The sequence below is a fragment of the Streptococcus sp. 5905 genome (genome assembly GCF_013276505.1).
Taxonomy (GTDB): Bacteria; Bacillota; Bacilli; order Lactobacillales; family Streptococcaceae; genus Streptococcus.
Genome location: NZ_VMLC01000003.1, coordinates 250729 through 276183, shown reverse-complemented (window position 1 = coordinate 276183; position 25455 = coordinate 250729). Strand labels below are relative to the sequence as shown.

The following is a 25455-nucleotide window of genomic DNA, read 5'->3' as shown; positions in this document are numbered from 1 at the left end:
CTTGTTCAACTGACAAATTCACTAAAACCATAGCATATCGTAAAGCAATGTCTTCAGACTGTTTAAACTGCTCAAAAATTTTTTTGACTGAATTTACAGTCTTGCCTAGTTCTTCTACATTTACTTGTTCAACTGACAAATTCACTAAAACCATAGCATATCGTAAAGCAATGTCTTCAGACTGTTTAAACTGCTCAAAAATTTTTTTGACTGAATTCATAGTCTTGTCTAGTTCTTCTACATTTACTTGTTCAACTGACAAATTGACTAAAACCATAGCATATCGTAACGCAATGTCTTCAGAATCCTTGAACTGCTCAAAAATTTGTTTGATTGAATTAGCAGTGTTTAGTAGTTCCTCAAGTTTAGCTGACAAATTGACTAAAGCCATAGCATACTGTAACGCAATATCTTCAGACTGGTTGAACTTCTCAAAGATTTGTTTGACTAAATTAGCGGTATTCCCTCTCTCTTCTACATTTACTTGTTCAACTGACAAATTGAACAAAATCCTAGCATACCGCAACGCAATGTCTTCTGATTCAGGGTATTGCTCATAAATTATTCTTGCTTTTTCTGCTAGAGCTTCGCAGGCAGTCTTATCTGTCTCCTTTGCTGATAAGTCAAAGAGCTGATCTAACTCTGCTAAACTTTGATCCAAATTGTATTTCAGTTCATCCATTCTGTACACCTCATTTAAAATAGTAGCTGTCTTATAAACTAATTTATTTTTCGCATGACAATTAGTTTCTATACATCTTATTATATCAAAAATGCCATCTTTCTGCTAACAGATGGATGGTGCTTTTTGTTGCTAGAAACGCCTAAAAAGCCAGACAGAGTCTAGCTTTGCATTGTTTATGGTTGTGATAGATTTTAGAAAATTAGAGAATCTTATCAGCCCGATCCACCATAAAGAGTGAGACGGTCATGATGATATCGATGACTAGAAGGGCAAGGACGGCTGGAATCCAAGATTGGAAAAGTTCAAAACTATAACCAAACAAGGTAGGACCAAAGGCCGCCAAGATATACCCACCTGTTTGCGCCAGTCCTGACAGCTGAGCTGTCTTTTCAGGAGAACTGGTTTTAAGAGAAAAGCAAACCATGAGGTAGGGGAAGAGGGCACTGCAGGCCGTTCCAATCAAGAGGTGGACGACTAACCAGTAGAGGAAATTATTGGTTGGATACAAGAGCATGGCAATTCCTGTCATCCCAGCGATAGAGATAATTGCCAGCATGATTCGACGGTGACCATCTGACAGACGAGTCGTCAGACTTGGAACGGTCATCGAAAAAGGAATGCTGATCAGTGAGAAAATAGAAGCAAGGAGAGCCGCATCCTTATTAGAAAGACCAGCACCAATGGCAATCGTTGGCAACCAGGTCATACTTGTATAAAAGAGCAAGGACTGAAACCCGCCAAAGACAATGATGGCCCAGACAGATTTGCTTTTTAGAATATTCTCTTTCGATTTCTTTTCTTGCTGTCCTTCTAGATAGTGGTTGTGGCGATGATTTGGCAACCAGACTAGCAGAGTGACCAGACAGAGAAAGCTGAGAACGAGGATGAGGCCCTTCCAAGAACTAGCTTGGGTGATAGGGACCGAAAGATAAGAAGCGATGGCCGTTGAAACCCCCATGGCAGTGACATAGAGAGTTGTTAGGAAACTAATCTTTTGAGGCTGATTTGCCTGGATCATACTTGGGAGGAGTACATTGAAAATGGCGATGCTCGCTCCGATGATCAGAGTTCCTAGATAGAGAAGGGGAAGATTGAAAATCCGAATGACAGAGCCAACAGTTAAGAGGAGGAGACAGTAAGTAAAGAGATGCTCCAGTCCAATCTTTTGTGCCAAGCGACTCGCGAAAGCTGAGAAAAGAGCAAACATCAAGAGAGGGAGACTGGTTAAAATCCCAAGAGAGCTAACCTCCACTCCCAGTCCCTGAGCGATATCTCCTAAAATAGTTGGAAGAGCAGTAAAAGGAGAGCGTAAAACAGTCCCGATTAAGACAATTCCTAGAACAAAAAAGAGTGATTGTTTTTTCATAAAAACCTCGATAGGATGATTTTAATAACAGCTTATTTTAAGGTTTTTTTCTTACAATGTCAAGGAGAGGACTGCTAAGAAAGCTAGAACGATTTAACTGAAAATAGAGTGAAAGGGGACAGATTTCTTTACCAGAATTTTTCTTGATTTGAGATAAAAATAGGAAACTAGGAAATTTTGTGATAAAATAGTGGAAGGAAATCTATAAATTGGAGAAAAACTGTGTCTGAAAAGCAAAAAATCAGCGTCTTGATGTCGGTCTATGTAAAGGAAAATCCGACATTTTTGAGAGATGCCATCAAAAGTGTTCAAAACCAGACCTTAAAACCGAGTGAGCTTGTTCTTGTTGAGGACGGGCCGCTCACGCCCGAACTCTATCAGGTGCTAGATGAAGTGGAAGCGCAGTCAGAGATTCCAGTTAAGCGTTGCCCCTTGGAAGAAAATCAAGGTTTAGGTTTGGCTCTTCGATCCGGTGTTTTACAGTGTCAGTACGATATCATCGCTCGTATGGATACAGATGATATAGCGGTAGCTGACCGCTTTGAAAAGCAAGTCCAACTAATGGAGCAGGAAAATCTGGACCTCTTAGGTGGACATATTGCAGAGTTTATTGATAACCCTGACGAGATTGTTTCTTACCGTCGTGTTCCTACTCAGCACGCAGACATTGTGGCCTATCAGAGAATGAGAAGCGCCTTTAACCATATGACAGTCATGTTCAAAAAGGACATGGTCCTCAAGGCGGGCAACTACGAAGACGGACTTTATATGGAGGATGATCTCCTCTGGCTCAATATGATTGCCGCAGGTGCTAAGACTGGAAACCTCAATCAGATCTTGTGTCAGGTTCGTGTCGGTGCAGGGATGTTCGAACGTCGAGGTGGTTTGCGCTACCTCAAACTCTATCGCCAAGCTCGTCAGCGCATGCTTGAAAGAGGGCAAATTTCCTACATGGAATATGCGAAAAGCATTGCCATTCAGGCGATTGTGGCACTTTGTCCAGGTTTTGTACGTCAGTTTATTTTTGTGAAATTATTAAGAAAAAATAAATAGTATTGTAAAAGATAAAATAGCCAAAAAATGTTATAATGACGGTATATTTATTTGCATTCTTTTAAGAAAGAGTAAATTCCTATGAATAAAAAACTAACAGATTATGTAATTGATCTGGTTGAAATTTTAAATAAACAGCAAAAGCAGGTGTTCTGGGGTGTATTTGACATTATTAGTATGGTGGTTTCCATCATCGTGTCTTACATTCTCTTTTATGGCTTGATTAACCCAGCGCCTGTGGACTATGTTATCTATACTGGTTTGGCTTTCCTCTTCTATCAAATCATGATTGGATTTTGGGGGCTCAATGCGAGTATTAGTCGCTATAGTAAAATCACAGATTTCTTAAAAATCTTTTTTGGCGTAACCGTCAGCAGCATTGTCTCTTACGGACTTTGCTACGCTTTTCTTCCTCTATTTTCTATCCGATTCATCATACTCTTTATCTTATTGAGTACCTTCCTGATCTTGCTCCCTCGTATCACTTGGCAGCTGATTTATTCTAAGCGCAAGCAAGGTAGTGGAGATGGTGAACATCGTCGTACCTTCTTGATTGGTGCTGGTGATGGTGGTGCCCTCTTTATGAACAGCTATCAACACCCAACTAGTGACCTTGAGCTAGTGGGGATATTGGATAATGATGAAAAGAAAAAGGGACAAAAACTAGGTGGAATCCCAGTTTTGGGCTCCTATGATAATCTGCCTGAATTGGCCAAACGCCACCAAATCGAGCGCGTCATCGTGGCCATCCCTTCGCTTGACCCGTCAGAGTACGAACGTATCCTGCAGATGTGTAATAAACTCGGTATCAAATGTTACAAGATGCCTAAGGTTGAAACAGTTGTTCAGGGGCTTCACCAACCAGGTAGTGGCTTCCAGAAAATTGACATCACAGACCTTTTGGGGCGTCAGGAAATCCGTCTTGACGAATCCCGTCTGGGTGCAGAGCTTACAGGCAAGACCATCTTGGTGACAGGAGCAGGTGGTTCGATTGGTTCGGAGATTTGTCGTCAGGTTAGCCGCTTCAATCCAGAGCGTGTCATCTTGCTTGGACATGGTGAAAACTCAATCTATCTCGTTTATCATGAATTGATCCGTACATTCCAAGGGATTGATTATGTTCCTGTTATTGCAGATATTCAGGATTATGACCGTCTCTTGCAGGTGTTTGAACAGTACAAACCGGCTATCGTTTACCATGCTGCTGCTCACAAACACGTTCCGATGATGGAACGCAATCCAAAAGAAGCCTTCAAGAACAATATCCTCGGAACCTACAATGTTGCCAAGGCTGTTGATGCAGCTAAAGTACCTAAGATGGTCATGATTTCGACTGACAAGGCGGTCAATCCACCGAATGTTATGGGCGCAACCAAGCGTGTGGCAGAGTTGATTGTCACTGGCTTTAACCAACGTAGCAAATCAACCTACTGTGCAGTTCGTTTTGGGAATGTTCTCGGTAGTCGTGGTAGTGTGATTCCTGTCTTTGAACGTCAGATTGCTGAAGGCGGCCCTGTAACAGTGACAGACTTCCGTATGACACGTTACTTCATGACTATTCCAGAGGCTAGCCGTCTGGTAATCCATGCTGGTGCTTATGCCAAGGACGGAGAAGTCTTTATCCTCGATATGGGCAAACCAGTCAAGATCTACGACTTGGCTAAGAAAATGGTGCTTCTAAGCGGGCACACGGAAAGTGAAATTCCAATCGTTGAGGTCGGTATTCGTCCGGGTGAAAAACTCTATGAGGAACTCTTGGTTTCGACCGAATTGGTTGATAACCAAGTTATGGACAAGATTTTCGTTGGTAAGGTAAATGTCATGCCACTAGAAGCCATCAATCAGAAAATTGAGGAGTTCCGTTCACTCAGTGGAGATGAGCTTAAAGAAGCGATCATTTCCTTTGCAAATGAAACAACTCATATTGAGTAAGAGTGACTCATACAATTAAACATAAATCAAAGACCAAGGTTTTGTATAGACAGAACCTTGGTCTTTTTACTCTGTAGTTTGAAGCTATTAGCATGTTATAGCTGACTGATGATATCATCGATTGTATGGGCAATCCAGTCGGGTTGATAGCTGAGTAAATCAGCCTCTTCTCCAAATCCCCAAGTAACAGCGAACTTTTTAATGCCAGTTTCTTGGGCTCCGATCATATCAAACTTGGTGTCTCCGATGATGAGGACTCGGTCTGCGAGGAGTTGATGCGTTTGCAAGGCATAACGGATGACATCCGCCTTGTGTGGTGTTTCAGGACTAGAACCGTAAATGCCGTCAAAGAAATGATGGATTCCCAGATTTTTAGTCATATCATGAGCAGTAGGAGTATTCTTTGTTGTGGTGATATAGAGAGGATAGGTTTGTGAGAGTTCTTGAAGCAATTCCGTTATTTTGGGGAAGAGCTGCGCTTCGTGGATCCCTTTTTTCTTGTAGTAAGAACGGTAGGTTTGAACAGCTTCCGAGATTTGCTCCTTTGGGAGACAAGTTGCAAAACTAGTTTCAAGCGGTGGACCCATGAAACCACGAATTGTTTTAGCATCAGGAGTCGGAACTCCCAGTTGTTCAAAGGTATGAGTAAAGGAATTGTGGATTCCGATGGAACTGTCAACGAGGGTTCCGTCTAGATCGAAAAAGATGGCTGAGATTGATGACATAGTTTCTCCTATTAGATAAGATTATTCTCCGAAGATTTCTTTTTGTAGGCGACGGCCAGTAGGGGTGGCTGCGAGTCCACCTTCAGCCGTTTCTCGGAAGGCAGTTGGGAGGCTCGATCCGACTTGGTACATGGCATCGATGACTTCGTCAACAGGGATCTTAGACTCGATACCTGCCAAGGCCATATCTGCCGCGATAAAGGCAAAGCTAGCTCCCATGGCATTTCGTTTGACACAGGGAACCTCGACCAAACCAGCGACGGGGTCACAGATGAGACCTAGCATATTTTTAATGACAAAAGCGATGGCTTGACTAGCTTGATAGGGCGTTCCACCTGCAGCCAAGGTCAAGGCTGCGGCACTCATGGCGGAGGCAGAGCCAACTTCGGCCTGGCAGCCACCTTCAGCACCTGAAATAGAAGCGTTGTTTGCGATAACCAATCCAAAGGCACCCGCAGCAAAGAGGAAATCCAGCTGTTCTTCGTGGCTGAGGTCAAGTTTTTGAATAGCTGCAGTAAGAACGGCAGGCAGACAGCCAGCACTTCCTGCGGTTGGAGTGGCGCAGACCAAGCCCATTTTAGCGTTGTGTTCATTGACCGCGATGGCATTTCGGGCAGCTGATAGGATGGTAAAGTCAGACAAGGCCTTGCCACTTTTGAGATGGCGATCTAGCTTGGCTGCATCGCCACCCGTTAAGCCACTACGAGATTTGTTTTCACTAAGACCGAGCTCAACAGAGGCTTTCATGACTTCTAGATTGCGCTCCATGAGGAGGAGAACTTCTGCACGTTCCCGGCCGGTCAGTTCATATTCTGTCGCGATCATGAGTTCTGCGACATTTCCTTGGAAGTCTAGATCTGCTTGCTCAACCAATTCTTTGATAGAATAAAACATGTTTCCTCCTACTTAAAGAAATTGACATTGTGGAGATGAGGAATTTTTCGGATTTCTTCAATCGCCTCTTCGCAACTTCGACTATCGACTTCGATGATCATGATGGCTTTTTCTCCAGCTTTTTCCCGAGTCACATTCATCTGAGCGATGTTGATATCGAAACGAGAGAGGGCTTCAGTAACATGGGCAATCATCCCCGGAACATCCTGATGCACGATGATGATGGTCGGGGTATTCATATTGAGAGAAACGGCAAAACCATTAAGTTCCGTAACTTGGATATTTCCCCCACCAATAGAAATCCCCGTCACACTAATGGATTTGTGTTCATTCTTCACAGTAATTTTAGTGGTGTTAGGGTGAGGAGCGTTGCTGTCTTTCTGAATGGTCCAGACAATCTTGATGCCACGTTTATGGGCAATCTCAAGGCTATTGGGAATGTCGGGATCGTCCGTATCCATGCCTAAAATACCTGCAACGAGAGCTAGGTCAGTCCCGTGGCCACGGTAGGTCTTGGCAAATGAATTAAATAGTTGGAATTCCACCTCTGTCGGTCTATCACCAAAGATAGAAGACACGATTTTTCCGATACGAACCGCACCAGCTGTATGGCTACTTGATGGGCCAATCATGACAGGGCCGATAATATCAAAGACAGATTGAAAACGAAGTGAGTGCATCTGTTTCCCCTTACAAAGATTCTTGTTTCTATTATATCAAAGAATGAAATTCTGTGCTTATTTCCCTTATAAAACTGAAAAAATGGATAAAAGTAGTATAAAATCTTGTCTTTTATGACAAAAATATCAATGTTTCAGTAAATATAAAATATTTTTGTAATATTTCTACACGAAACCGTCAAGAAATAGTAATATTCAAACGGTATGATAGAAGCATAGTAAAAAGGAGAATTTTTAGAAATGACATTAACAACTAAAAAAATCAAATTAACTCTTGCAGGAGCAGCAACTTTCCTTGCTTTCCTTGCACCATCACTTGCTTTTGCAGATGAAACAATCACTTATACAGTTAAACCAGGTGACACTCTTTCAGAAATCGCTGAGAAGTACAACACTACGGTTGAAAAATTGGCAGAAAAAAACAAGATAGAGGATATTCATCTGATCTTTGTGGACCAAGTTTTGGTCATCGAAGGGACAGCACCAGCTGCGACAACTTATGAAGCACCAGCTGCAACAGGAGAAACAATCGAAGAGACTACGACTTACGAAGAAATAACTGAAACAACAACTTACGAAGCGCCAGCTGCTACAACCAGCACTTCTTATGAAGAAGGAAGTTACACAGCTTCAACTGTAAGTGGTTCTGAAGCAGAAGCCAAAGAATGGATCGCTCAAAAAGAATCAGGCGGTAGCTACACAGCTACAAACGGACGTTACATCGGACGTTACCAATTGACAGATTCATACTTGAACGGTGACTACTCAGCTGAAAACCAAGAACGTGTAGCAGATGCCTACGTTGCAGGACGTTACGGTTCATGGACAGCTGCCAAGAACTTCTGGCTTAACAACGGTTGGTATTAAGAAATAACTAACAGAATAATATGAAAAGTCGAGGAAACCCCTCGACTTTTTTATATTTCCTTCGGTTGATAATAGGTTTCTACTTATGAGATAGCATGGAGGTTTCATCGGTTAGCTCCAGAAGGGAGAATCCTTTTTGAATAAGTTTAGAATCATCCGTACAAATCCCAATACGAATATAGCAGATGGCAAGCCTATCGTAGCTTTTCTTGTTCTTGGCATCCTCCAGTAAAGTGTAGCAGATTTGTTGACACATATTTCTATCTTGATTGTACAAGTATATGGTAGATAGATTGAGTAGGATTGCCATTCGCAAGTCATATAAATGTTGATAGTTTTTATAGACTTCTAAGCGTCGCAAGATTTTTCCGGTGATGAGATGGATATGCTCTATAGGAAAGGTAAAGAGAATGGTATTGAGGATTTTTAAGTCATTCTCGTACCAAGTGTCCTGCTTTTCTATCTTCTTCCATAGCTTCTTTACAGTATTGTTAACTTCGATTGACAGTTTTTTAGTCCCATTTTGGCGGATATAGATAACAATTTCTAGCATATCTCGTATCTCTTTGATGGGGAGGTCGTGGTGAGTTTTGAGGTAGTCTTGACATTTTTGGAATAGTTTTTCGAGTTCACTAGTCCCTAGGATTGAGCTCATATTGAGATAGGTTTGCATAATTTCTGTGCGTTGGCTAGGTTGATAGAGATGGCAGATATAGTCAAACTCTTCAAAACTCATATTGATTTGCCGTAGAAGAAACTCCATATTTTCATATTTTGGGGTTGTCTTGCCACTTTCAATCTTTGATAGACTGGTTCTTGAAAGGACGCTGCCACAGACATCTTCTTGGGTCAACCCTTTTGACTCACGGATTTCTTTATAAACATTTCCAAAATCGTAGCGCATAATCTCCTCCTTATGTGTGAAAAAAGTTAACAAAAAATAGAAATTGATTAAAAATATTGTATCATAGTAGTATAAAAAGTAAAAAAGAAATCTAAAATAAATTTTTGAAAAAGGGTAACAAATTCTACGACGAAGATGATAAAGTACTAAGGGGGTATCTTTATGAAAAAAATCAGTAATTTCTGTATGTTACTTCTGCTTCTGTGTACTACTTTTTTTGTTTTTAATGTAAACTACACACGAGAAGTGGTTCGGATTCAGGAAATGGGAAAGACAGCGGGTTCTTTGGATGTATATTTGAAAGAGATTAACGAACCTGCAGCATCTGTACTTCGATTTTTTGAGGATGTATCAAAGGAATACAAAGTCTACATCATCAAAACAGACAGCGGTGATGAGGTGATTAAGTCTGGTGTTTTTGATAAAGATACCTTTCCCTACCAAGAGTTTGGACTTTCTTCCCTTGATTTTACCAAAGATGGTGAAGGAGTCTATAGTAATAAAGAAATTTCCAACAAACTTGGTACGATTCCGACCTTTCTAAAAGCCAAGCCTATTCAGCTTATGACTTTTCAAACCTATATCAAGGATACATCTCGTAGTTTAAATGGTCGCTACACGATTAGTTCAACTCAAGAGATGGACAAGGATAGGATTGTACAGAAATGGAGCGATTTTTTCAAGATAGACCAGGCTACCTTGCTAGAGCCGACCTACAAAAGTGCAGTGGAAGTCCTAAATCGAGATTTGCTTTTATCTGCCATTGTTTTTGTCTTGGCCATTTTACTTCTTGTGTTAGTAACAGTGTATCAGCCGATGATGGAAATGAAAAGAGTGGGTGTACAAAAGTTGCTTGGTTTTCAAGATAGGGCTGTTTTAGCTGATGTTGTGAAAGGCAACCTTTACCTCCTCCTAGGTGGGGCGCTTGTGATCAATCTAGGAGTGTGTTTCTTGCTTGATTATAAGCCGAAAGATTTGTTCCCTATGCTGTGGTTATCTCATTTTTTGCTTTTGTAACTTTATCTCTTTATCAGTTGGTTGACTTATCTCTTAATCCAAAAAATGACAATCAGCTCTCTGCTGAAAGGTTTTTCATCTTTCAAATTTGGTTTGATATTTAATTATTTGATGAAAATTGGAACCACCATTTTATTGACGGTTTTACTGATCGGGGTGGGGAAAAGTTTGGAGCAAGAAAACAAAGAGTTGGATTACCAGAAACAGTGGATCAGTCAAGGAAATTATCTGACCTTAGAAACTTTCCAGCTCAATGATAATCTGTGGCAAGAGCAGTTGGCAGGCTCAGGGCAAGCAGTGGATTATTTCTATCGATTTTATCAGGATTTGGTAGAAAAAACGCAGGCAGGCTATGTGCAAACTGGCAACCTGCCTATAAAAAATTTTGCCACTGCAGAACAAGTGCAGCAGTATCAACTGGCTGATATGCTAACTGTTTACTATGCCAATCGCAATTTTCTAAAGAGCAAGGGATTCAAGCTACCCGATACTGGCACTAAAAAAGTTATTTTGATGCCAGCAAGTGCGAAAGGTGAAGAAGATAAAAATCAGCTCTTGGGGAAATTAATTGCCTATCTTTCGATGAAGTATGAGGAGCAGCAAAAACGAACGATAGAGGAGATGGATGTCGAGATCGCCTACTATGAAGGTGATTGGTCATTCTTCCCCTATAACGAGAAGCGAAAGGAAAATCTCTACAATCCAATTATTAGCTTGATCAATGATTCTGATATGATGTGGGATGAAAAAGCTTCCCTGTCAACAACAGGCTTAAATAACCCCATTAAAATCGAAAATACGGCTCAACACCAAAAAGAAGTGACAGCGTTAGTTGAGAGATTGTCAGATGGGAACTATCTTAAGTTTTCATCTATTCAAGCCATTCAACAAGAGAAGGTAGATTCTTACCGAGATGCTGTTCGGAATTTTAATCTACTCTTTGCTTTGTTTGGTCTCCTTAGCATGATGATTTCCTACTTCTTACTAGTAACAACTTTCTTATTGAAGCGAACAGATATTATTACCAAGAAGTTTATGGGCTGGAAATTGATAGATCGGTATCGTTCCTTGCTGGGTCTCCTATTAGCCGTTTATAGCCTTCCTTTTATGGTTTTGTTATTCTTTGCTCATGCTCTTTTTCCACTCGTGCTTTTTGCAGGATTTACATGCTTAGATATTCTGTTTGTACTTTTCTTGGGTTCTAAGATGGAAAAACGAAATGTAGCGCAGTTATTGAAAGGGGACATCTTATGATAAAGTTGGAAAATGTTACGAAAACCATTGGGAAAAAAGTTATTTTGGAGAACTTATCTCTAAAAATTAACCAGGGAGATTTAGTTGCCATCGTTGGAAAGAGTGGCAGTGGCAAGTCAACCTTGTTAAATCTCTTGGGTTTGATAGATGGTGATTATAGTGGGCATTATGAAATTTTCGGTCAGACAAATGTACCTGTCAATTCTGCTAAGTCGCAAGCGATTATCCGCGAACATATCTCTTATCTATTTCAAAATTTTGCTCTGATTGACAATGAAACGGTAGAATATAATCTCATGCTTGCTCTAAAGTATGTGAAATTGTCCAAGAAAGACAAAGTCAAAAAGATAGAAGAAATTTTAGAGAGAGTGGGGTTGCCATCAACTCTACATCAAAAGGTTTCAGAGTTATCTGGAGGGGAACAGCAGCGAATCGCAGTTGCTAGAGCCATTTTAAAACCCAGCCAGCTCCTGTTAGCAGATGAACCAACCGGTTCTTTAGATCCTGAAAATCGAGATTTAGTTTTAAACTTTCTCTTAGATATGAACAAGGAAGGGAAAACGGTCATTATCGTTACCCACGATGCCTATGTGGCTCAACAATGCCATCGAGTCATTGAATTGTGAAAAATACAGAAATCTTATCAAAAATCTTTAAACTTAAAGATACCTTTAAAATTTAATTTTAAAATACTCATTTATCAACATTTTTTGATTGATAAAAATAGAAAATCGGTTGTTTTTAGGATATTCCTTAAAATTATCTCCTATGGAAATCGTATGCCTCTTAAGCTTCGAATACTTTAGTTCTCGTGATTTTGAGCTATTCTAGCTTTAGAATCCATCAGAACGTAAAATTTTAAGCAATCAAAGACTTAGGACAACCCCAAAACATTTATTTTATAGCAATTCTAAGCTTAGAATTACATGGATATGTATGTATTTGACCTATTCGATGTTTAGGACAGCTCTATTCTGGGAAATCTGGACGATCAATGGTTTAGAATAGTATTTCGCCAAGGGTTTTTATTGAAGAGTTGATTGTTTTATGATATTCTAAAATAAAACTGATTTAATGGAGCAAATGGAGAATCGTTACATGAAACATTTTTTTGCAGGAATTGGTGAGATAAAATTTCTTAGCTATTTATTGTATATATGTGTAGGAATAACCCCTCTTTTGCATGTATATATCATAGGTTCTGAAATGAGTTTTGTGAAAATAGTATTATCTATTTTGGGTATTATATTTGTTTGTATTTTAACTATTGCTCGAATTTATAGGACTTTTTTCTATGAAGAATAGTCTGGATTTGAAAAGTGTCCAGATTGAAGAAAATTGTCTAAAATGGCCTTTGTCTTCAATCTGAGAGTCCTTTAGGACTCTTTTTTGTTTTGCTAGAACAAAAAGTGTAAATATCTTTTCAGGAATACTCTTTTTGCATGAATTCAATGCAATGTTTCGAATTGTTTCAAAACTCCAATAGTATAAATAAGCTTATTATGTGTAAAAATATATTGCATAATAAGCTTTTTTCTTGAACAAAATGAAATAAAATTCAGTTTTGACTTGACAAATGTTTTCGAGAAGTGTATTATTTATACAATTTAAAAGTATAAAAACAAGAGGAGGTTTTCTATGAATAAAGTAAAGAAGGTGCTGATGACGATGTTTAGTTTGCTTATGTTTCCCGTATTATTTGCTTGTAGTAACAGTCAGTCCCAAGGTGTTGAAGCCATTAAGGCTAAAGGAAAATTGGTGGTGGCACTAAATCCAGAGTTTGCTCCATTTGAATACCAGAAATTGGTTGATGGGAAAAATCAGATTGTAGGTTCAGATGTTGAGCTAGCCAAAGCCATCGCAAAGGAGCTAGGTGTGGAAGTGGAGTTCTCTCCAATGAGTTTTGACAATGTACTGGCTAGTCTTGATTCAGGCAAAGCCGATCTTGCCATATCAGGCATTTCTAAAACGGAGGAGAGAAGTCAAGTTTACGACTTTTCAATTCCCTACTACACTTCGAAAAATAAGGTTATCGTAAGAAAATCTGAATTAACAAATTACCAATCAGTGAAGGATTTGGCTCAGAAAAAGGTTGGAGCGCAGAAAGGTTCTATCCAGGAAACTTTGGTCAAAGAAACCTTGCAGAATTCTTCTCTCGTTTCACTTCCTAAAAATGGAAATTTGATAACAGACTTGAAATCAGGGCAACTGGATGCGGTTATCTTTGAGGAGCCAGTGGCGAAAGGATATGTAGAGAATAATCCAGACCTAGTCATCGCTGAGTTTGATGTTGACAATGACAAAGAAGATTCCTACGCTGTTGCGATGAAAAAAGACAGTAAAGAATTGAAAGAGGCGGTTGACAAAACCATCCAGAAGTTGAAGGATTCTGGGGAGTTGGACAAATTGATTGACGATGCTTTTAAAGCCTCTATCGAAAAATAGAAAGAAGGAAGTGAAATGAGTAAGGAAAAAGTTATTTTAGCCTATTCAGGTGGATTGGATACATCAGTTGCGATTACATGGTTAAAAAAAGACTATGATGTGATTGCTGTTTGTATGGATGTGGGTGAAGGAAAAGATTTGGAGTTCATCCATGATAAAGCTCTCAAGGTTGGGGCTGTTGAGTCTTATGTCATTGATGTTAAGGAAGAATTTGCTAATGACTATGTTTTAGTGGCCCTTCAGGCTCATGCCTACTATGAACAGAAGTATCCCTTGGTATCTGCTCTGAGTCGCCCTCTTATTTCAAAAAAACTCGTTGAAATAGCTCATCAGACGGGGGCAACCACAATTGCCCATGGTTGTACAGGCAAGGGAAACGACCAAGTTCGGTTTGAAGTCTCTATTGCAGCTTTGGATCCCAATCTAAAGGTAGTTGCGCCTGTTCGTGAGTGGAAATGGTCTCGTGAAGAAGAAATCCAATATGCCAAAGAAAATGGCGTCCCAGTTCCTGCTGACCTTGACAATCCTTACTCTATTGACCAAAATCTTTGGGGACGTGCAAATGAATGTGGTGTCTTGGAAAATCCTTGGAACCAAGCGCCAGAAGAAGCATTTGGAATCACATCTTCGCCAGAAGAGGCACCGGACAGTCCAGAATTTATTGACATTGAGTTTAGCTGTGGGGTGCCCATCTCTCTCAATGGTGAGAAGATGAAAGTGGCGGATTTGATTCAAAAGCTAAATGAAATTGCAGGTAAACACGGTGTCGGTCGTATTGATCATGTAGAAAATCGCCTAGTCGGTATTAAGTCAAGAGAGATTTATGAGTGCCCAGGTGCTGTGACTTTATTGGCAGCTCATAAGGAGATTGAGGACTTGACTCTTGTGAGAGAAGTGGCTCATTTCAAACCTATTATCGAAAATGAGTTGTCCAATCTCATCTATAATGCCTTGTGGTTTAGCCCAGCAACTCAGGCTTTGATTGCCTATATCAAGGAGACACAGAAAGTTGTCAACGGAACTGCAAAAGTTAAACTCTATAAGGGGAATGCCCAAGTAGTGGCGCGGAAATCTCCAAATTCTCTTTACGATGAAAATTTGGCGACTTATACTAGTGCGGATACCTTTGACCAAGATGCGGCTGTTGGATTTATCAAGCTTTGGGGGCTTCCGACTAAGGTTTATTCAGAAGTTCAGAAAAATGTTGAGTAGTGACGCGATAGAAAGGGACGACAGGATATGTCGAAAAATACAAAATTATGGGGTGGTCGATTTGAAGGCACTGTGGAAGATTGGGTAGAGCAGTTCGGTGCAAGTATTTCCTTTGACCACCAGTTGGCCAAATTTGATTTGATGGGTTCCCTAGCTCATGTTCAAATGCTAGGACAGACTGGCATTTTAAGCTTGGAAGAGGCAGAGCAGATCCAAGATGGTCTGAAAGCTTTGTTGCGAGATTTAGAGGCAGGAGAGCTTCATTTTGATATTGCAAATGAAGATATTCATATGAATATGGAAGTGTTGCTGACAGAGAAAATCGGTCCTCTGGCTGGGAAATTGCACACGGCTCGTTCTCGGAATGACCAAGTCGCAACGGATATGCACTTATATCTAAAGGAGCAGCTTGGCCATGTCTTGGATAAGTTGGCGAATCTGAACGGTGTTTTGCTGGATTTGGCTGAAAAACATGTGGAAACCATCATGCCAGGCTATACTCATTTGCAACACGCCCAACCGATTAGTTTTGCCCACCATCTCATGGCTTATTACAATATGTTCCAAAGGGACAGCGAGCGCTTTGCATTTAACTTGAAACATACGGACCTATCTCCCCTAGGTGCGGCTGCTTTGGCGGGGACAACTTTTTCAATCAATCGTCAATTATCGAGTGATTTACTGGGTTTCCAACAACCCTATACCAATTCCTTGGACGCAGTGAGTGACCGTGATTTTATCTTGGAATTTCTATCAAATGCCAGCATTTTGATGATGCATATGAGTCGTTTTTGTGAAGAAATCATCAATTGGTGCAGTTTTGAGTATCAGTATATTAGCTTGTCTGATAGCTTTTCAACGGGTTCGTCTATCATGCCCCAGAAGAAAAATCCTGATATGGCTGAGTTGATTCGAGGGAAGACAGGACGGGTTTACGGGCACTTGCTTGGGCTATTGACCGTCATGAAGTCTTTGCCTCTGGCCTATAATAAGGATTTGCAAGAGGACAAGGAAGGCATGTTTGATACAGTAGAAACGATTTTGAATTCTCTGGATGTGTTGGCAGGTATGCTATCGAGCATGCAGGTTAATAAGGCCAAAATGCAGCAATCTACAGAGAATGATTTTTCGAATGCGACCGAACTGGCAGATTATTTGGCAGAAAAAGGCCTCCCTTTTAGAGAAGCGCATGAAATTGTAGGAAAATTGGTTCTAGACTCTATCAAGCATAGTAAAAACATCCAAGATTGGGATTTGGAGGAGTTGCAAGTCTACCACCCCTTGATTGAAGAGGATATTTATATCTACTTGCGCCCAGAAACCGCTGTTCAGAGACGGAATTCCTTAGGAGGAACCGGCTTTGAGCAAGTGAAATACCAGATAGAACAAGCGAAGAAAGAACTTAAAGGGGAAAATTGATTCATTTGCAAAGTAAGAAAGAGAGGTTGAGATGATTTATCAGCCTCTTTCTTGTCTTCTCCAACCAAGCGTGTTATAATGAATACTGCTCAAGCGACCTTCAATCGTGAAGCACACACGACCTTCAATCGTGAACTAGTCATTTCGTTTATCTTTTATTACGTCGTTAACTCGTCTTACCTAACTTGAGTTATGCCTGCGACTCGTTGCCTATCATATTTTCATTTTAAGATGATAGGCTAAAATGGTCTCCCAGACCATTTTACTCCTAAAAGCAAACGAAAAGACTATACTTAAAGAAATTCTATTGAAAGTCATAATGAATAGAATTTTGAGGGTATGAATAAACGAATAGATGGGAGACTTACCATGAGTGATAACTCTAAAACACGTGTTGTCGTAGGGATGAGTGGTGGTGTCGATTCGTCGGTGACGGCTCTCTTGCTCAAGGAGCAGGGCTACGATGTGATCGGTATCTTCATGAAGAACTGGGACGACACAGATGAAAACGGCGTCTGTACGGCGACCGAAGATTACAAGGATGTGGCTGCGGTGGCAGACCAGATCGGCATTCCTTACTACTCTGTCAATTTTGAAAAAGAGTACTGGGACCGCGTCTTTGAGTATTTCCTAGCGGAATACCGTGCAGGGCGCACGCCAAATCCAGATGTTATGTGTAACAAGGAAATCAAGTTCAAGGCCTTTTTGGACTATGCCATGACCTTAGGTGCAGACTATGTAGCGACTGGGCATTATGCTCGAGTGGCGCGTGATGAGGATGGCATCGTTCACATGCTTCGTGGCGTGGACAATGGGAAGGACCAGACCTATTTCCTCAGTCAACTTTCGCAAGAACAACTCCAAAAAACCATGTTCCCATTGGGACATTTGGAAAAGCCTGAAGTTCGCAGACTCGCAGAAGAAGCAGGACTTGCGACTGCTAAGAAGAAAGACTCGACAGGGATTTGCTTTATCGGAGAAAAGAACTTTAAAAACTTTCTCAGCAACTATCTGCCAGCTCAGCCTGGTCGCATGATGACTGTGGATGGACGCGATATGGGTGAGCATGCAGGTCTCATGTATTATACAATCGGTCAGCGTGGCGGACTCGGTATCGGTGGGCAACAAGGCGGTGGCAATGCGCCGTGGTTCGTTGTCGGAAAAGACCTGAGCCAAAATATCCTCTATGTCGGCCAAGGTTTCTATCATGATTCGCTCATGTCAACAAGCCTAGAAGCCAGTCAAGTCCACTTTACTCGTGAGATGCCTGAAGAGTTTACGCTAGAATGTACGGCTAAATTCCGCTACCGTCAGCCTGATTCTAAGGTGACAGTACATGTCAAAGGAGACAAGGCAGAAGTCATCTTTGCAGAGCCACAACGCGCGATCACACCAGGCCAGGCAGTTGTCTTTTACGATGGCGAAGAGTGTCTAGGTGGTGGCTTGATTGACAATGCTTATCGAGATGGACAGGTTTGTCAGTACATTTAGATTGACAAATTTTCTCAATTTGCTACAATAATAAAAGCAATAGAAATGATGGTCAAAGCTCATGGATGTTGCAGGCTTTTTGTCCTGCACTTCTTTGGAGTTTTGACTGTTTTTGTGTCGTTTAAGGGAAAGGATAAAAATGACTCAACAAGACTTTCGGACAAAAGCAGGAAATACGGTCTTTGGCGTTCGGGCGACAGCCTTGATTCTCCAAAATGGCAAGCTCCTAGTCACCAAAGATAAGGGTAAGTATTACACCATCGGCGGTGCGATTCAAGTCAATGAAAGCACGGAAGAAGCGGTAGTCCGTGAAGTGAAGGAAGAACTGGGTGTCAAAGCTCAAGCTGGGCAGCTAGCTTTCGTGGTTGAAAATCGTTTTGAACAAGACGGTGTTTCCTATCACAACATTGAGTTTCATTATCTAGTGGACTTGTTTGAGGATGCCCCATTGACCATGCAGGAAGATGAGAAAAGGCAGCCCTGTAAGTGGATTGACTTGGATAGGCTTGAGGATATCCAGCTAGTCCCAGCTTTTTTAAAAACAGCCCTACCAGATTGGGACGGCCAACTACGACACATTCATCTTGAGGAATAGGAGAGAAAATGACTTATAATTTTACTGAAGAATACGATATTATTGTAATCGGTGCGGGACATGCTGGAGTCGAGGCTTCCTTGGCTGCCAGCCGTATGGGCTGTAAGGTCTTGCTTGCGACCATCAACATTGAAATGTTGGCATTCATGCCATGTAACCCTTCTATCGGAGGTTCTGCCAAGGGGATTGTCGTGCGTGAAGTCGATGCTCTTGGTGGCGAGATGGCCAAAACCATTGACAAGACTTACATCCAGATGAAGATGCTCAACACAGGGAAGGGGCCAGCCGTTCGTGCCCTTCGTGCGCAAGCTGATAAGGAGCTTTATTCTAAGGAAATGCGCAAAACAGTTGAAAATCAAGAGAATCTGACCCTTCGTCAAACCATGATTGATGAGATCTTGGTGGAAGATGGCAAGGTTGTCGGTGTTCGTACAGCCACCCATCAAGAGTATGCTGCCAAGGCTGTTATCGTGACTACAGGGACTGCCCTCCGTGGGGAAATTATCATCGGAGACCTCAAGTACTCGTCTGGCCCTAACCACAGTCTGGCTTCGATTAACCTTGCTGACAACCTCAAGGAGTTGGGCCTCGAAATCGGTCGTTTCAAGACAGGAACCCCTCCACGTGTCAAGGCTTCTTCTATCAACTACGATGTGACAGAGATTCAGCCAGGAGACGAAGTACCAAATCACTTCTCATATACTTCACGTGATGAGGACTATGTCAAGGATCAAGTGCCATGCTGGTTGACCTACACTAATGGTACCAGTCATGAGATTATCCAAAACAACCTCCATCGTGCGCCTATGTTTACAGGTGTGGTCAAGGGAGTGGGACCTCGTTACTGTCCGTCGATTGAGGACAAGATTGTGCGCTTTGCGGACAAGGAACGCCACCAACTTTTCCTTGAGCCAGAAGGGCGCAATACAGAGGAAGTTTATGTTCAAGGCCTATCAACCAGTCTGCCAGAGGATGTACAGCGTGAGTTGGTTCATTCTATCAAAGGGTTGGAAAATGCAGAGATGATGCGAACAGGTTATGCCATTGAGTACGACATGGTATTGCCACACCAGTTGCGTGCAACACTTGAAACCAAGAAAATCTCAGGACTCTTTACTGCTGGTCAGACAAATGGAACGTCAGGATACGAAGAAGCTGCTGGCCAAGGGATTATCGCTGGTATCAATGCTGCTTTGAAAATCCAAGGCAAGCCTGAGTTGATTTTGAAGCGTAGCGACGGTTATATTGGGGTGATGATTGATGACTTGGTGACCAAGGGAACCATTGAACCCTACCGTCTCTTGACCAGTCGTGCAGAATACCGTCTCATTCTCCGTCATGACAATGCCGATATGCGTTTGACCGAGATGGGTCGTGAGATTGGACTTGTGGATGATGAACGCTGGGCTCGTTTTGAAATCAAGAAAAATCAATTTGACAATGAGATGAAGCGACTAGATAGCATCAAACTCAAGCCAGTCAAGGAAACCAATGCTAAGGTTGAGGAGATGGGCTTCAAGCCGTTGACAGATGCGGTAACAGCCAAAGAATTCCTCCGCCGTCCAGAAGTTTCTTATCAGGATGTGGTGACCTTCATCGGACCAGCTGCTGAGGACTTGGATGACAAGATTATCGAATTGATTGAAACAGAAATCAAGTACGAAGGCTATATTTCCAAAGCTATGGACCAGGTTGCCAAGATGAAACGAATGGAAGAAAAACGCATTCCAGCTAATATTGATTGGGATGATATTGATTCTATCGCAACAGAAGCTCGCCAGAAGTTCAAACTCATCAATCCAGAAACCATCGGGCAAGCTAGCCGTATCTCTGGTGTAAACCCAGCAGATATTTCTATTTTGATGGTGTATCTTGAAGGTAAAAATCGCAGTATTTCTAAAAATCAAGAAAAGAAAGCATAGAAAAAACAGCTCCGAAGACGGGGCTGTTTAGTTGATTTATTCTTCTTCTTCATCTGGTGTGAGGATCATAGGGATAATAATCGGTTCACGTTCTGTATTTTCATAGAGGAAGGGGCGAATGGCGTTGACAATGGCACCATTGACAGATTGCACGCTGGCATCTTTGTTCTTCAGTGCGATACGAATAGCATTGAAGAGGATACGCTGGCTTTGGCGAATCAAGTCTCCAGACTCTCGCATGTAGACAAAACCTCGGCTGAGGATATCTGGACCAGACAAGATCATTTTAGACTTGAAGTCAACAGTAGCGACTGCTAGAACGACACCGTCTTCAGATAGATCTCTACGGTCTTTGAGGACAGCAGCGCCGATTTCACCGATACGATTTCCATCGACATAGATGTCTTGAGCGTTGAAATGACCTGCGATACGGGCTGAGTTAGCAGTAAGAGCAAGCACATCACCATTGCTCATGATAAAGATATTGTCCTTGTCGACACCTGTATCCACTGCTAGTCCAGCGTGGACTTTCTGCATACGATATTCACCGTGGACAGGCATGAAGTATTTGGGCTTAATCAAGCGGAGCATGAGTTTTTGCTCTTGCTGACCACCGTGTCCAGAGGTGTGGATATTGTTAATCTTTCCGTGAATGACTTCGACACCAGCTTCTGAGATAATGTTAATCAGCTTGTTGACGCTAGTGGTATTTCCAGGGATTGGGCTAGAAGAGAAGATAACGGTATCACCGGGTTGGAGTTGCACCTGACGGTGGGTTCCATTGGCGATACGAGAGAGGGCTGCCATCGGCTCACCCTGACTACCTGTACAGAGGATCAGAACCTCGCCTGCAGGATAGTCTTTGATTTCATTTGGCTCGATAAAGGTTCCCTTAGGAGCTTTGATGTAGCCAAGCTCGATTCCGTTGACAATGGCCTTTTCCATCGAACGACCAAAGACCGCAATCTTGCGTCCAGTCTTAACAGCGGCATCCGTTGCTTGCTGGAGACGGAAGATATTTGAGGCAAAGGATGCAAAGATGATACGTCCTTCAATGCCTTGGATAATCTTCATGATGGACTGGCCAACGACTTTTTCAGAGTTGGTAAAGGTTGGCACTTCTGCATTTGTCGAGTCAGAGAGGAGGCAGAGCACACCCTCTTCACCAAGGGCTGCCATCCGGTGCAAGTCCGCAGGTTCTCCAACTGGAGTGAAGTCGAACTTGAAGTCACCCGTACAGACGATTTTTCCTTGAGGGGTATGAATGACAATCCCCAAAGGCTCTGGAATAGAGTGAGTTGTTCTAAAGAAAGTTGCCTTGAGATTTTTAAAGGTCAACTCAGTGTTGTGGTTGATTTCGTAAAGTTTGGCGTTGCGCAAGAGACCGTGTTCTTCGAGTTTCCCACGGATCAAAGCTAAGGCAAGCGGTCCAGCGTAGATAGGGACATTTGCTTGCTTGAGCAGGAAAGGAATCCCACCGATGTGGTCCTCGTGTCCGTGTGTGATCAAGACAGCCTTGACACGGTCGATATTGTCCACGATGTAAGAGTAATCAGGAATGACATAGTCGATACCCAGCAAGTCATCTTCTGGGAATTTAATCCCAGCATCGACGATGATAATCTCGTCTTGGTATTCAATTCCGTATGTGTTTTTCCCGATTTCTCCCAGACCACCGATGGCAAAAACGCCGACTTCTTCAGGTTTAAGAGTGTAGGCCATATTAGAACTCCGTGATTTCGAAAGCGCCAGTTTCTTTTTCGTAATCTAGCAATTTGTCAGACAAGCGTTCGATATACTCGATGTTGTACTCTGGGCGGTTTTCTTCGACAAGTTGACGAGCAACGATACGGCCCTCAAGTTCTGAGTTGGCATCGATGTCTAGGTAAAGTGCGCGTGTTGTTTCACGACGTGGGCTACGTTCTTTTGTTTCTTGATAAAAAACTTTGTAAATCATATAGTTCCTTTCTATTTACAGGTCAGCTTATTCCAAACTTTTAGCATAGATTTGCTTGATTTCATTCCATTTTGTGTCTAGATTGACCTTGATTCGTTACAATTATTTCAATTATACCACAAAATGAAAAATTAGTAAAAGACGGAAATGGAGAAAGTCTGGAGGGGAAGAAGGAGCAAAAAGACAGGTAGGATTTGGTCGGAGAGCGCTTAGGTGTTATAATGGAAAGAGAAAGGGAAGTTTATGGATGGGAATATTCCCTATAGCTTTTAAAACAAGGAGGATTAAGGATGTTTAGTTTGTTTGAATTTGCGATTGGGGCTCGCCTCTTGATGTTTATAGTTTTTGTAGCCTGTGTCTATGGTGGAAATCTTATTTTTACGTATCTAGAACACCGCAAAACAAAATTCCTTTGGAAGCTTGCTTTTGTGACACTCTATTCAATTTTTCTCCTTCTTGTCACCTATGTTGTCTGGCTCGTTTTTCATTTTGGTTTAAATGTTTGAGCTCAATTATTCATCTAAATATACAGAAAATCCACCTCGTCTTGATAGATGGGCGGATTTTTCTATTTTTAGATGAGCTCTTTATTGTTATGACGATGATTTCTAACATCGAAAATCAAGTTAAAGCATATATGACTTATCTAAACTTCCTATGAAGAACCTTTCAATTTCCTTGTTCACTTATATATTCGGAAAAGATAGGAAAAATGTAGAACTTTTTTAAATTTTTGTACCCTCCTCTTTGTCTAAGTGGCAGGCCTCTTTTGTTTCAAAACAAAGAAAATTCCAATGCGCTGGCTTTTGTAGTATAATAGTAAACAGACAAAAAGATAGGAATGTGTTATGAAAGTATTAGCTTTTGATACGTCCAGCAAGGCTCTTTCTCTCGCTATCTTAGAGGACAAGCAGATTCTTGCTGAGACGATGATTAATATCAAGAAAAATCACAGTATTACCCTCATGCCTGCTATCGATTTTTTGATGGCAAGTTTGGATTGGACCCCCAAGAACTTGGATCGAATCGTGGTGGCGGAAGGGCCAGGTAGCTACACAGGCTTGCGAATTGCGGTAGCAACTGCTAAGACCTTGGCTCATACCCTGAACATTGAGTTGGTTGGTATGTCTAGCCTCTTGGCTCTGGTGCCACGCCAACAAGAAGGCTTACTTGTTCCCCTGATGGATGCGCGTCGCAACAATGTTTATGCAGGATTTTATGAAAATGCCAAACCTGTCATGCCAGAAGCACACCTGTCCTTTGCGGAAGTGCTAGAGCAGGTCAAGGATGCTGAGCAGGTGACTTTTGTTGGAGAAGTCGGTCCCTTTGTGGAGCAGATCCAAGAACAGCTATCACAAGCTAACTACCAAGAGACCTTGCCAAATGCAGCTAATCTTGCTCTTTTGGCTTGGGATAAGGAAGCAGGCTCCTTACATGACTTTGTGCCGAATTACCTCAAGCGTGTCGAAGCCGAGGAAAATTGGCTCAAGAACCACACCGAGTCTGGTGAGTCTTACATTAAACGCTTATGATTGAAATCAAACGAATTCAACAGCAACCTGATCTAGCTCAAGCCATCTACGCCGTCATGGCAGCTGTTTACCCAGTCAGCCCTTGGACGCTGAAACAAATCCAAGCAGACCTGTCCCAAGACCAGACATGGTATGCTTTGGCTTATGATGGGGCAGAAGTGATTGGCTTTCTAGCCGTGCAGGAGAATCTCTTTGAAGCAGAAGTCCTACAAATCGCTGTCAAAAACGCCTATCAGGGTCAGGGAATTGCGTCAGCCTTGTTTGCTCAATTGCCGACAGATAAGGAGCTTTTCCTCGAAGTTAGAAAGTCAAATCACCGAGCGCAAGCATTTTACAAGAAAGAAAAGATGGCGGTCATCGCTGAGCGAAAGGCCTACTACCATAGCCCAGTCGAGGATGCCATCGTCATGAAGAGAGAAATAGATGAAGGATAGATATATTTTAGCATTTGAAACATCCTGTGATGAGACCAGTGTCGCTGTCTTAAAAAACGACGACCAGCTCTTGTCCAATGTCATTGCTAGTCAAATTGAGAGTCACAAACGTTTTGGTGGCGTAGTGCCAGAAGTGGCCAGTCGTCACCATGTTGAGGTCATTACAGCCTGTATCGAGGAGGCGCTAGCAGAAGCAGGAATTACCGAAAACGATGTGACAGCTGTTGCAGTTACCTGTGGACCTGGATTGGTTGGAGCTCTACTAGTTGGCTTGTCAGCTGCCAAGGCCTTTGCTTGGGCGCATGGCCTTCCGCTGATTCCTGTGAACCACATGGCTGGTCACCTCATGGCAGCTCAGAGTGTGGAGCCTTTGGAGTTCCCCTTGCTAGCCCTTTTGGTTAGCGGTGGACACACAGAGTTAGTTTATGTTTCTGAAGCTGGTGATTACAAGATTGTTGGAGAAACCCGAGATGATGCAGTTGGTGAGGCCTATGATAAGGTCGGCCGTGTCATGGGCTTGACCTATCCTGCAGGTCGTGAGATCGACGAACTTGCTCATAAAGGTCAGGATATTTATGATTTCCCTCGTGCTATGATTAAGGAAGACAATCTGGAGTTTTCATTCTCTGGCTTGAAGTCTGCCTTTATCAATCTTCACCACAATGCCGAGCAAAAGGGAGAAAGCCTGTCTACGGAGGATTTGTGTGCTTCCTTTCAAGCAGCTGTCATGGATATTCTTATGGCAAAAACCAAGAAGGCTTTAGAAAAATACCCCGTGAAAACCCTTGTTGTGGCAGGTGGTGTGGCGGCCAATAAAGGTCTCAGAGAACGCTTGGCAGCCGAAATCACAGATGTCAAGGTCATCATTCCACCCCTGCGTCTCTGTGGAGACAATGCAGGCATGATTGCCTATGCCAGCGTTAGCGAGTGGAACAAAGAAAACTTTGCAAGCTTGGACCTAAATGCCAAACCAAGCCTCGCCTTTGATACTATAGAATAAAGAGTCAGCTTTGAGCTGGCTTTTTAACTCCGGAAAATGTCAGAATATTTTGACATAACCATAAAAATGAT

The 25455-nt window shown here is 42.1% G+C and carries 21 protein-coding genes and 3 pseudogenes; 16 read left to right on the top strand and 8 right to left on the bottom strand.

The features are described from left to right. Positions 1-682: pseudogene (locus HT680_RS09195) on the bottom strand (hypothetical protein); the annotation flags it as partial. 202 nt (positions 683-884) lie between these two features. After that, complete coding sequence (locus HT680_RS06980) at positions 885-2051, bottom strand: MFS transporter (RefSeq protein WP_173259232.1); 1167 nt, start codon at positions 2049-2051, stop codon at positions 885-887. Between the two features lie 222 nt (positions 2052-2273). Between HT680_RS06980 and HT680_RS06975 the strand changes: the two genes are divergently transcribed. Together HT680_RS06975 and HT680_RS06970 are read left to right on the top strand one after the other, a co-directional pair. Beyond that, positions 2274-3104, top strand: coding sequence for a glycosyltransferase (locus tag HT680_RS06975; RefSeq protein WP_173259230.1), 831 nt, complete (start codon positions 2274-2276; stop codon positions 3102-3104). A gap of 81 nt (positions 3105-3185) precedes the next feature. After that, positions 3186-5036, top strand: coding sequence for a nucleoside-diphosphate sugar epimerase/dehydratase (locus HT680_RS06970; protein WP_173259228.1), 1851 nt, complete (start codon positions 3186-3188; stop codon positions 5034-5036). Positions 5037-5131: 95 nt separating this feature from the next. Here HT680_RS06970 and HT680_RS06965 read toward each other — a convergent pair whose 3' ends face one another. Genes HT680_RS06965 through sdaAB form a run of 3 tightly spaced genes read right to left on the bottom strand, consistent with a single transcriptional unit; the run spans position 5132 to position 7335 of the window. Beyond that, positions 5132-5761 carry an HAD hydrolase-like protein gene (locus HT680_RS06965; RefSeq protein ID WP_173259226.1) on the bottom strand — a complete coding sequence of 210 codons (630 nt, stop codon included), beginning with the start codon at positions 5759-5761 and terminating at the stop codon, positions 5132-5134. Between the two features lie 21 nt (positions 5762-5782). Further along, positions 5783-6655: an L-serine ammonia-lyase, iron-sulfur-dependent, subunit alpha gene (sdaAA, locus tag HT680_RS06960; protein ID WP_038805886.1), complete on the bottom strand. Its 873-nt coding sequence runs from the start codon at positions 6653-6655 to the stop codon at positions 5783-5785. Positions 6656-6663: 8 nt separating this feature from the next. After that, complete coding sequence (gene sdaAB / locus HT680_RS06955) at positions 6664-7335, bottom strand: L-serine ammonia-lyase, iron-sulfur-dependent subunit beta (RefSeq protein WP_038804696.1); 672 nt, start codon at positions 7333-7335, stop codon at positions 6664-6666. 240 nt (positions 7336-7575) lie between these two features. Between sdaAB and HT680_RS06950 the strand changes: the two genes are divergently transcribed. Then, positions 7576-8202, top strand: coding sequence for a LysM domain-containing protein (locus HT680_RS06950; RefSeq protein WP_173259224.1), 627 nt, complete (start codon positions 7576-7578; stop codon positions 8200-8202). A 50-nt stretch (positions 8203-8252) separates the two neighbouring features. Here HT680_RS06950 and HT680_RS06945 read toward each other — a convergent pair. Beyond that, positions 8253-9106, bottom strand: a pseudogene (locus HT680_RS06945) (helix-turn-helix transcriptional regulator). Positions 9107-9268: 162 nt separating this feature from the next. Between HT680_RS06945 and HT680_RS06940 the strand changes: the two are divergent. The 9 genes and pseudogenes from HT680_RS06940 to mnmG all read left to right on the top strand — a co-directional run bounded on the left by HT680_RS06940 (position 9269) and on the right by mnmG (position 20461). Beyond that, a pseudogene (locus HT680_RS06940) lies at positions 9269-11377 on the top strand (bacteriocin-associated integral membrane family protein). Beyond that, positions 11374-12003: an ABC transporter ATP-binding protein gene (locus HT680_RS06935; RefSeq protein WP_173259220.1), complete on the top strand. Its 630-nt coding sequence runs from the start codon at positions 11374-11376 to the stop codon at positions 12001-12003. The pseudogene HT680_RS06940 and the gene HT680_RS06935 overlap by 4 nt, the downstream one beginning before the upstream one ends. Before the next feature lie 472 nt (positions 12004-12475). After that, positions 12476-12682 carry a hypothetical protein gene (locus tag HT680_RS09190; protein ID WP_240146466.1) on the top strand — a complete coding sequence of 69 codons (207 nt, stop codon included), beginning with the start codon at positions 12476-12478 and terminating at the stop codon, positions 12680-12682. 333 nt (positions 12683-13015) lie between these two features. Then, positions 13016-13822: an ABC transporter substrate-binding protein gene (locus HT680_RS06930; RefSeq protein ID WP_173259217.1), complete on the top strand. Its 807-nt coding sequence runs from the start codon at positions 13016-13018 to the stop codon at positions 13820-13822. Positions 13823-13837: 15 nt separating this feature from the next. Next, positions 13838-15034: an argininosuccinate synthase gene (locus tag HT680_RS06925; RefSeq protein ID WP_084948277.1), complete on the top strand. Its 1197-nt coding sequence runs from the start codon at positions 13838-13840 to the stop codon at positions 15032-15034. A gap of 27 nt (positions 15035-15061) precedes the next feature. Next, complete coding sequence (argH, locus tag HT680_RS06920) at positions 15062-16453, top strand: argininosuccinate lyase (protein ID WP_173259215.1); 1392 nt, start codon at positions 15062-15064, stop codon at positions 16451-16453. A gap of 369 nt (positions 16454-16822) precedes the next feature. Beyond that, positions 16823-17944, top strand: a complete 1122-nt coding sequence (gene mnmA, locus HT680_RS06915) for a tRNA 2-thiouridine(34) synthase MnmA (protein ID WP_173259213.1) — start codon at positions 16823-16825, stop codon at positions 17942-17944. A 139-nt stretch (positions 17945-18083) separates the two neighbouring features. Continuing rightward, entirely contained in the window at positions 18084-18539 is a 456-nt protein-coding gene (locus HT680_RS06910; RefSeq protein WP_173259211.1) for an NUDIX hydrolase, read from the top strand. A gap of 8 nt (positions 18540-18547) precedes the next feature. Beyond that, a complete protein-coding gene (gene mnmG / locus HT680_RS06905) occupies positions 18548-20461 on the top strand; it encodes a tRNA uridine-5-carboxymethylaminomethyl(34) synthesis enzyme MnmG (RefSeq protein WP_173259209.1) in 1914 nt (637 codons plus the stop codon). A gap of 36 nt (positions 20462-20497) precedes the next feature. On the opposite strand, the gene HT680_RS06900 is transcribed toward mnmG, so the two are convergent. Together HT680_RS06900 and HT680_RS06895 are read right to left on the bottom strand one after the other, a co-directional pair. After that, the gene (locus tag HT680_RS06900; RefSeq protein ID WP_173259207.1) at positions 20498-22183 is read right to left on the bottom strand and encodes a ribonuclease J; all 1686 of its coding nucleotides are present in this window, start codon (positions 22181-22183) and stop codon (positions 20498-20500) included. 1 nt (position 22184) lies between these two features. After that, complete coding sequence (locus HT680_RS06895) at positions 22185-22418, bottom strand: DNA-dependent RNA polymerase subunit epsilon (protein ID WP_173259205.1); 234 nt, start codon at positions 22416-22418, stop codon at positions 22185-22187. Positions 22419-22708: 290 nt separating this feature from the next. On the opposite strand from HT680_RS06895, the gene HT680_RS06890 reads away from it, so the two are divergent. The 4 genes from HT680_RS06890 (at position 22709) to tsaD (ending at position 25384) form a co-directional block, all read left to right on the top strand. After that, complete coding sequence (locus HT680_RS06890; protein ID WP_173259203.1) at positions 22709-22924, top strand: hypothetical protein; 216 nt, start codon at positions 22709-22711, stop codon at positions 22922-22924. A 342-nt stretch (positions 22925-23266) separates the two neighbouring features. Continuing rightward, the gene (gene tsaB / locus HT680_RS06885; protein WP_173259201.1) at positions 23267-23950 is read left to right on the top strand and encodes a tRNA (adenosine(37)-N6)-threonylcarbamoyltransferase complex dimerization subunit type 1 TsaB; all 684 of its coding nucleotides are present in this window, start codon (positions 23267-23269) and stop codon (positions 23948-23950) included. Beyond that, on the top strand, positions 23947-24384 hold the full coding sequence (gene rimI, locus HT680_RS06880; protein ID WP_173259198.1) for a ribosomal protein S18-alanine N-acetyltransferase: 438 nt from the start codon (positions 23947-23949) through the stop codon (positions 24382-24384). Before tsaB ends, rimI begins: the two co-directional genes overlap by 4 nt. Beyond that, complete coding sequence (gene tsaD / locus HT680_RS06875) at positions 24374-25384, top strand: tRNA (adenosine(37)-N6)-threonylcarbamoyltransferase complex transferase subunit TsaD (RefSeq protein WP_173259196.1); 1011 nt, start codon at positions 24374-24376, stop codon at positions 25382-25384. Before rimI ends, tsaD begins: the two co-directional genes overlap by 11 nt. Positions 25385-25455: the final 71 nt, after the last annotated feature.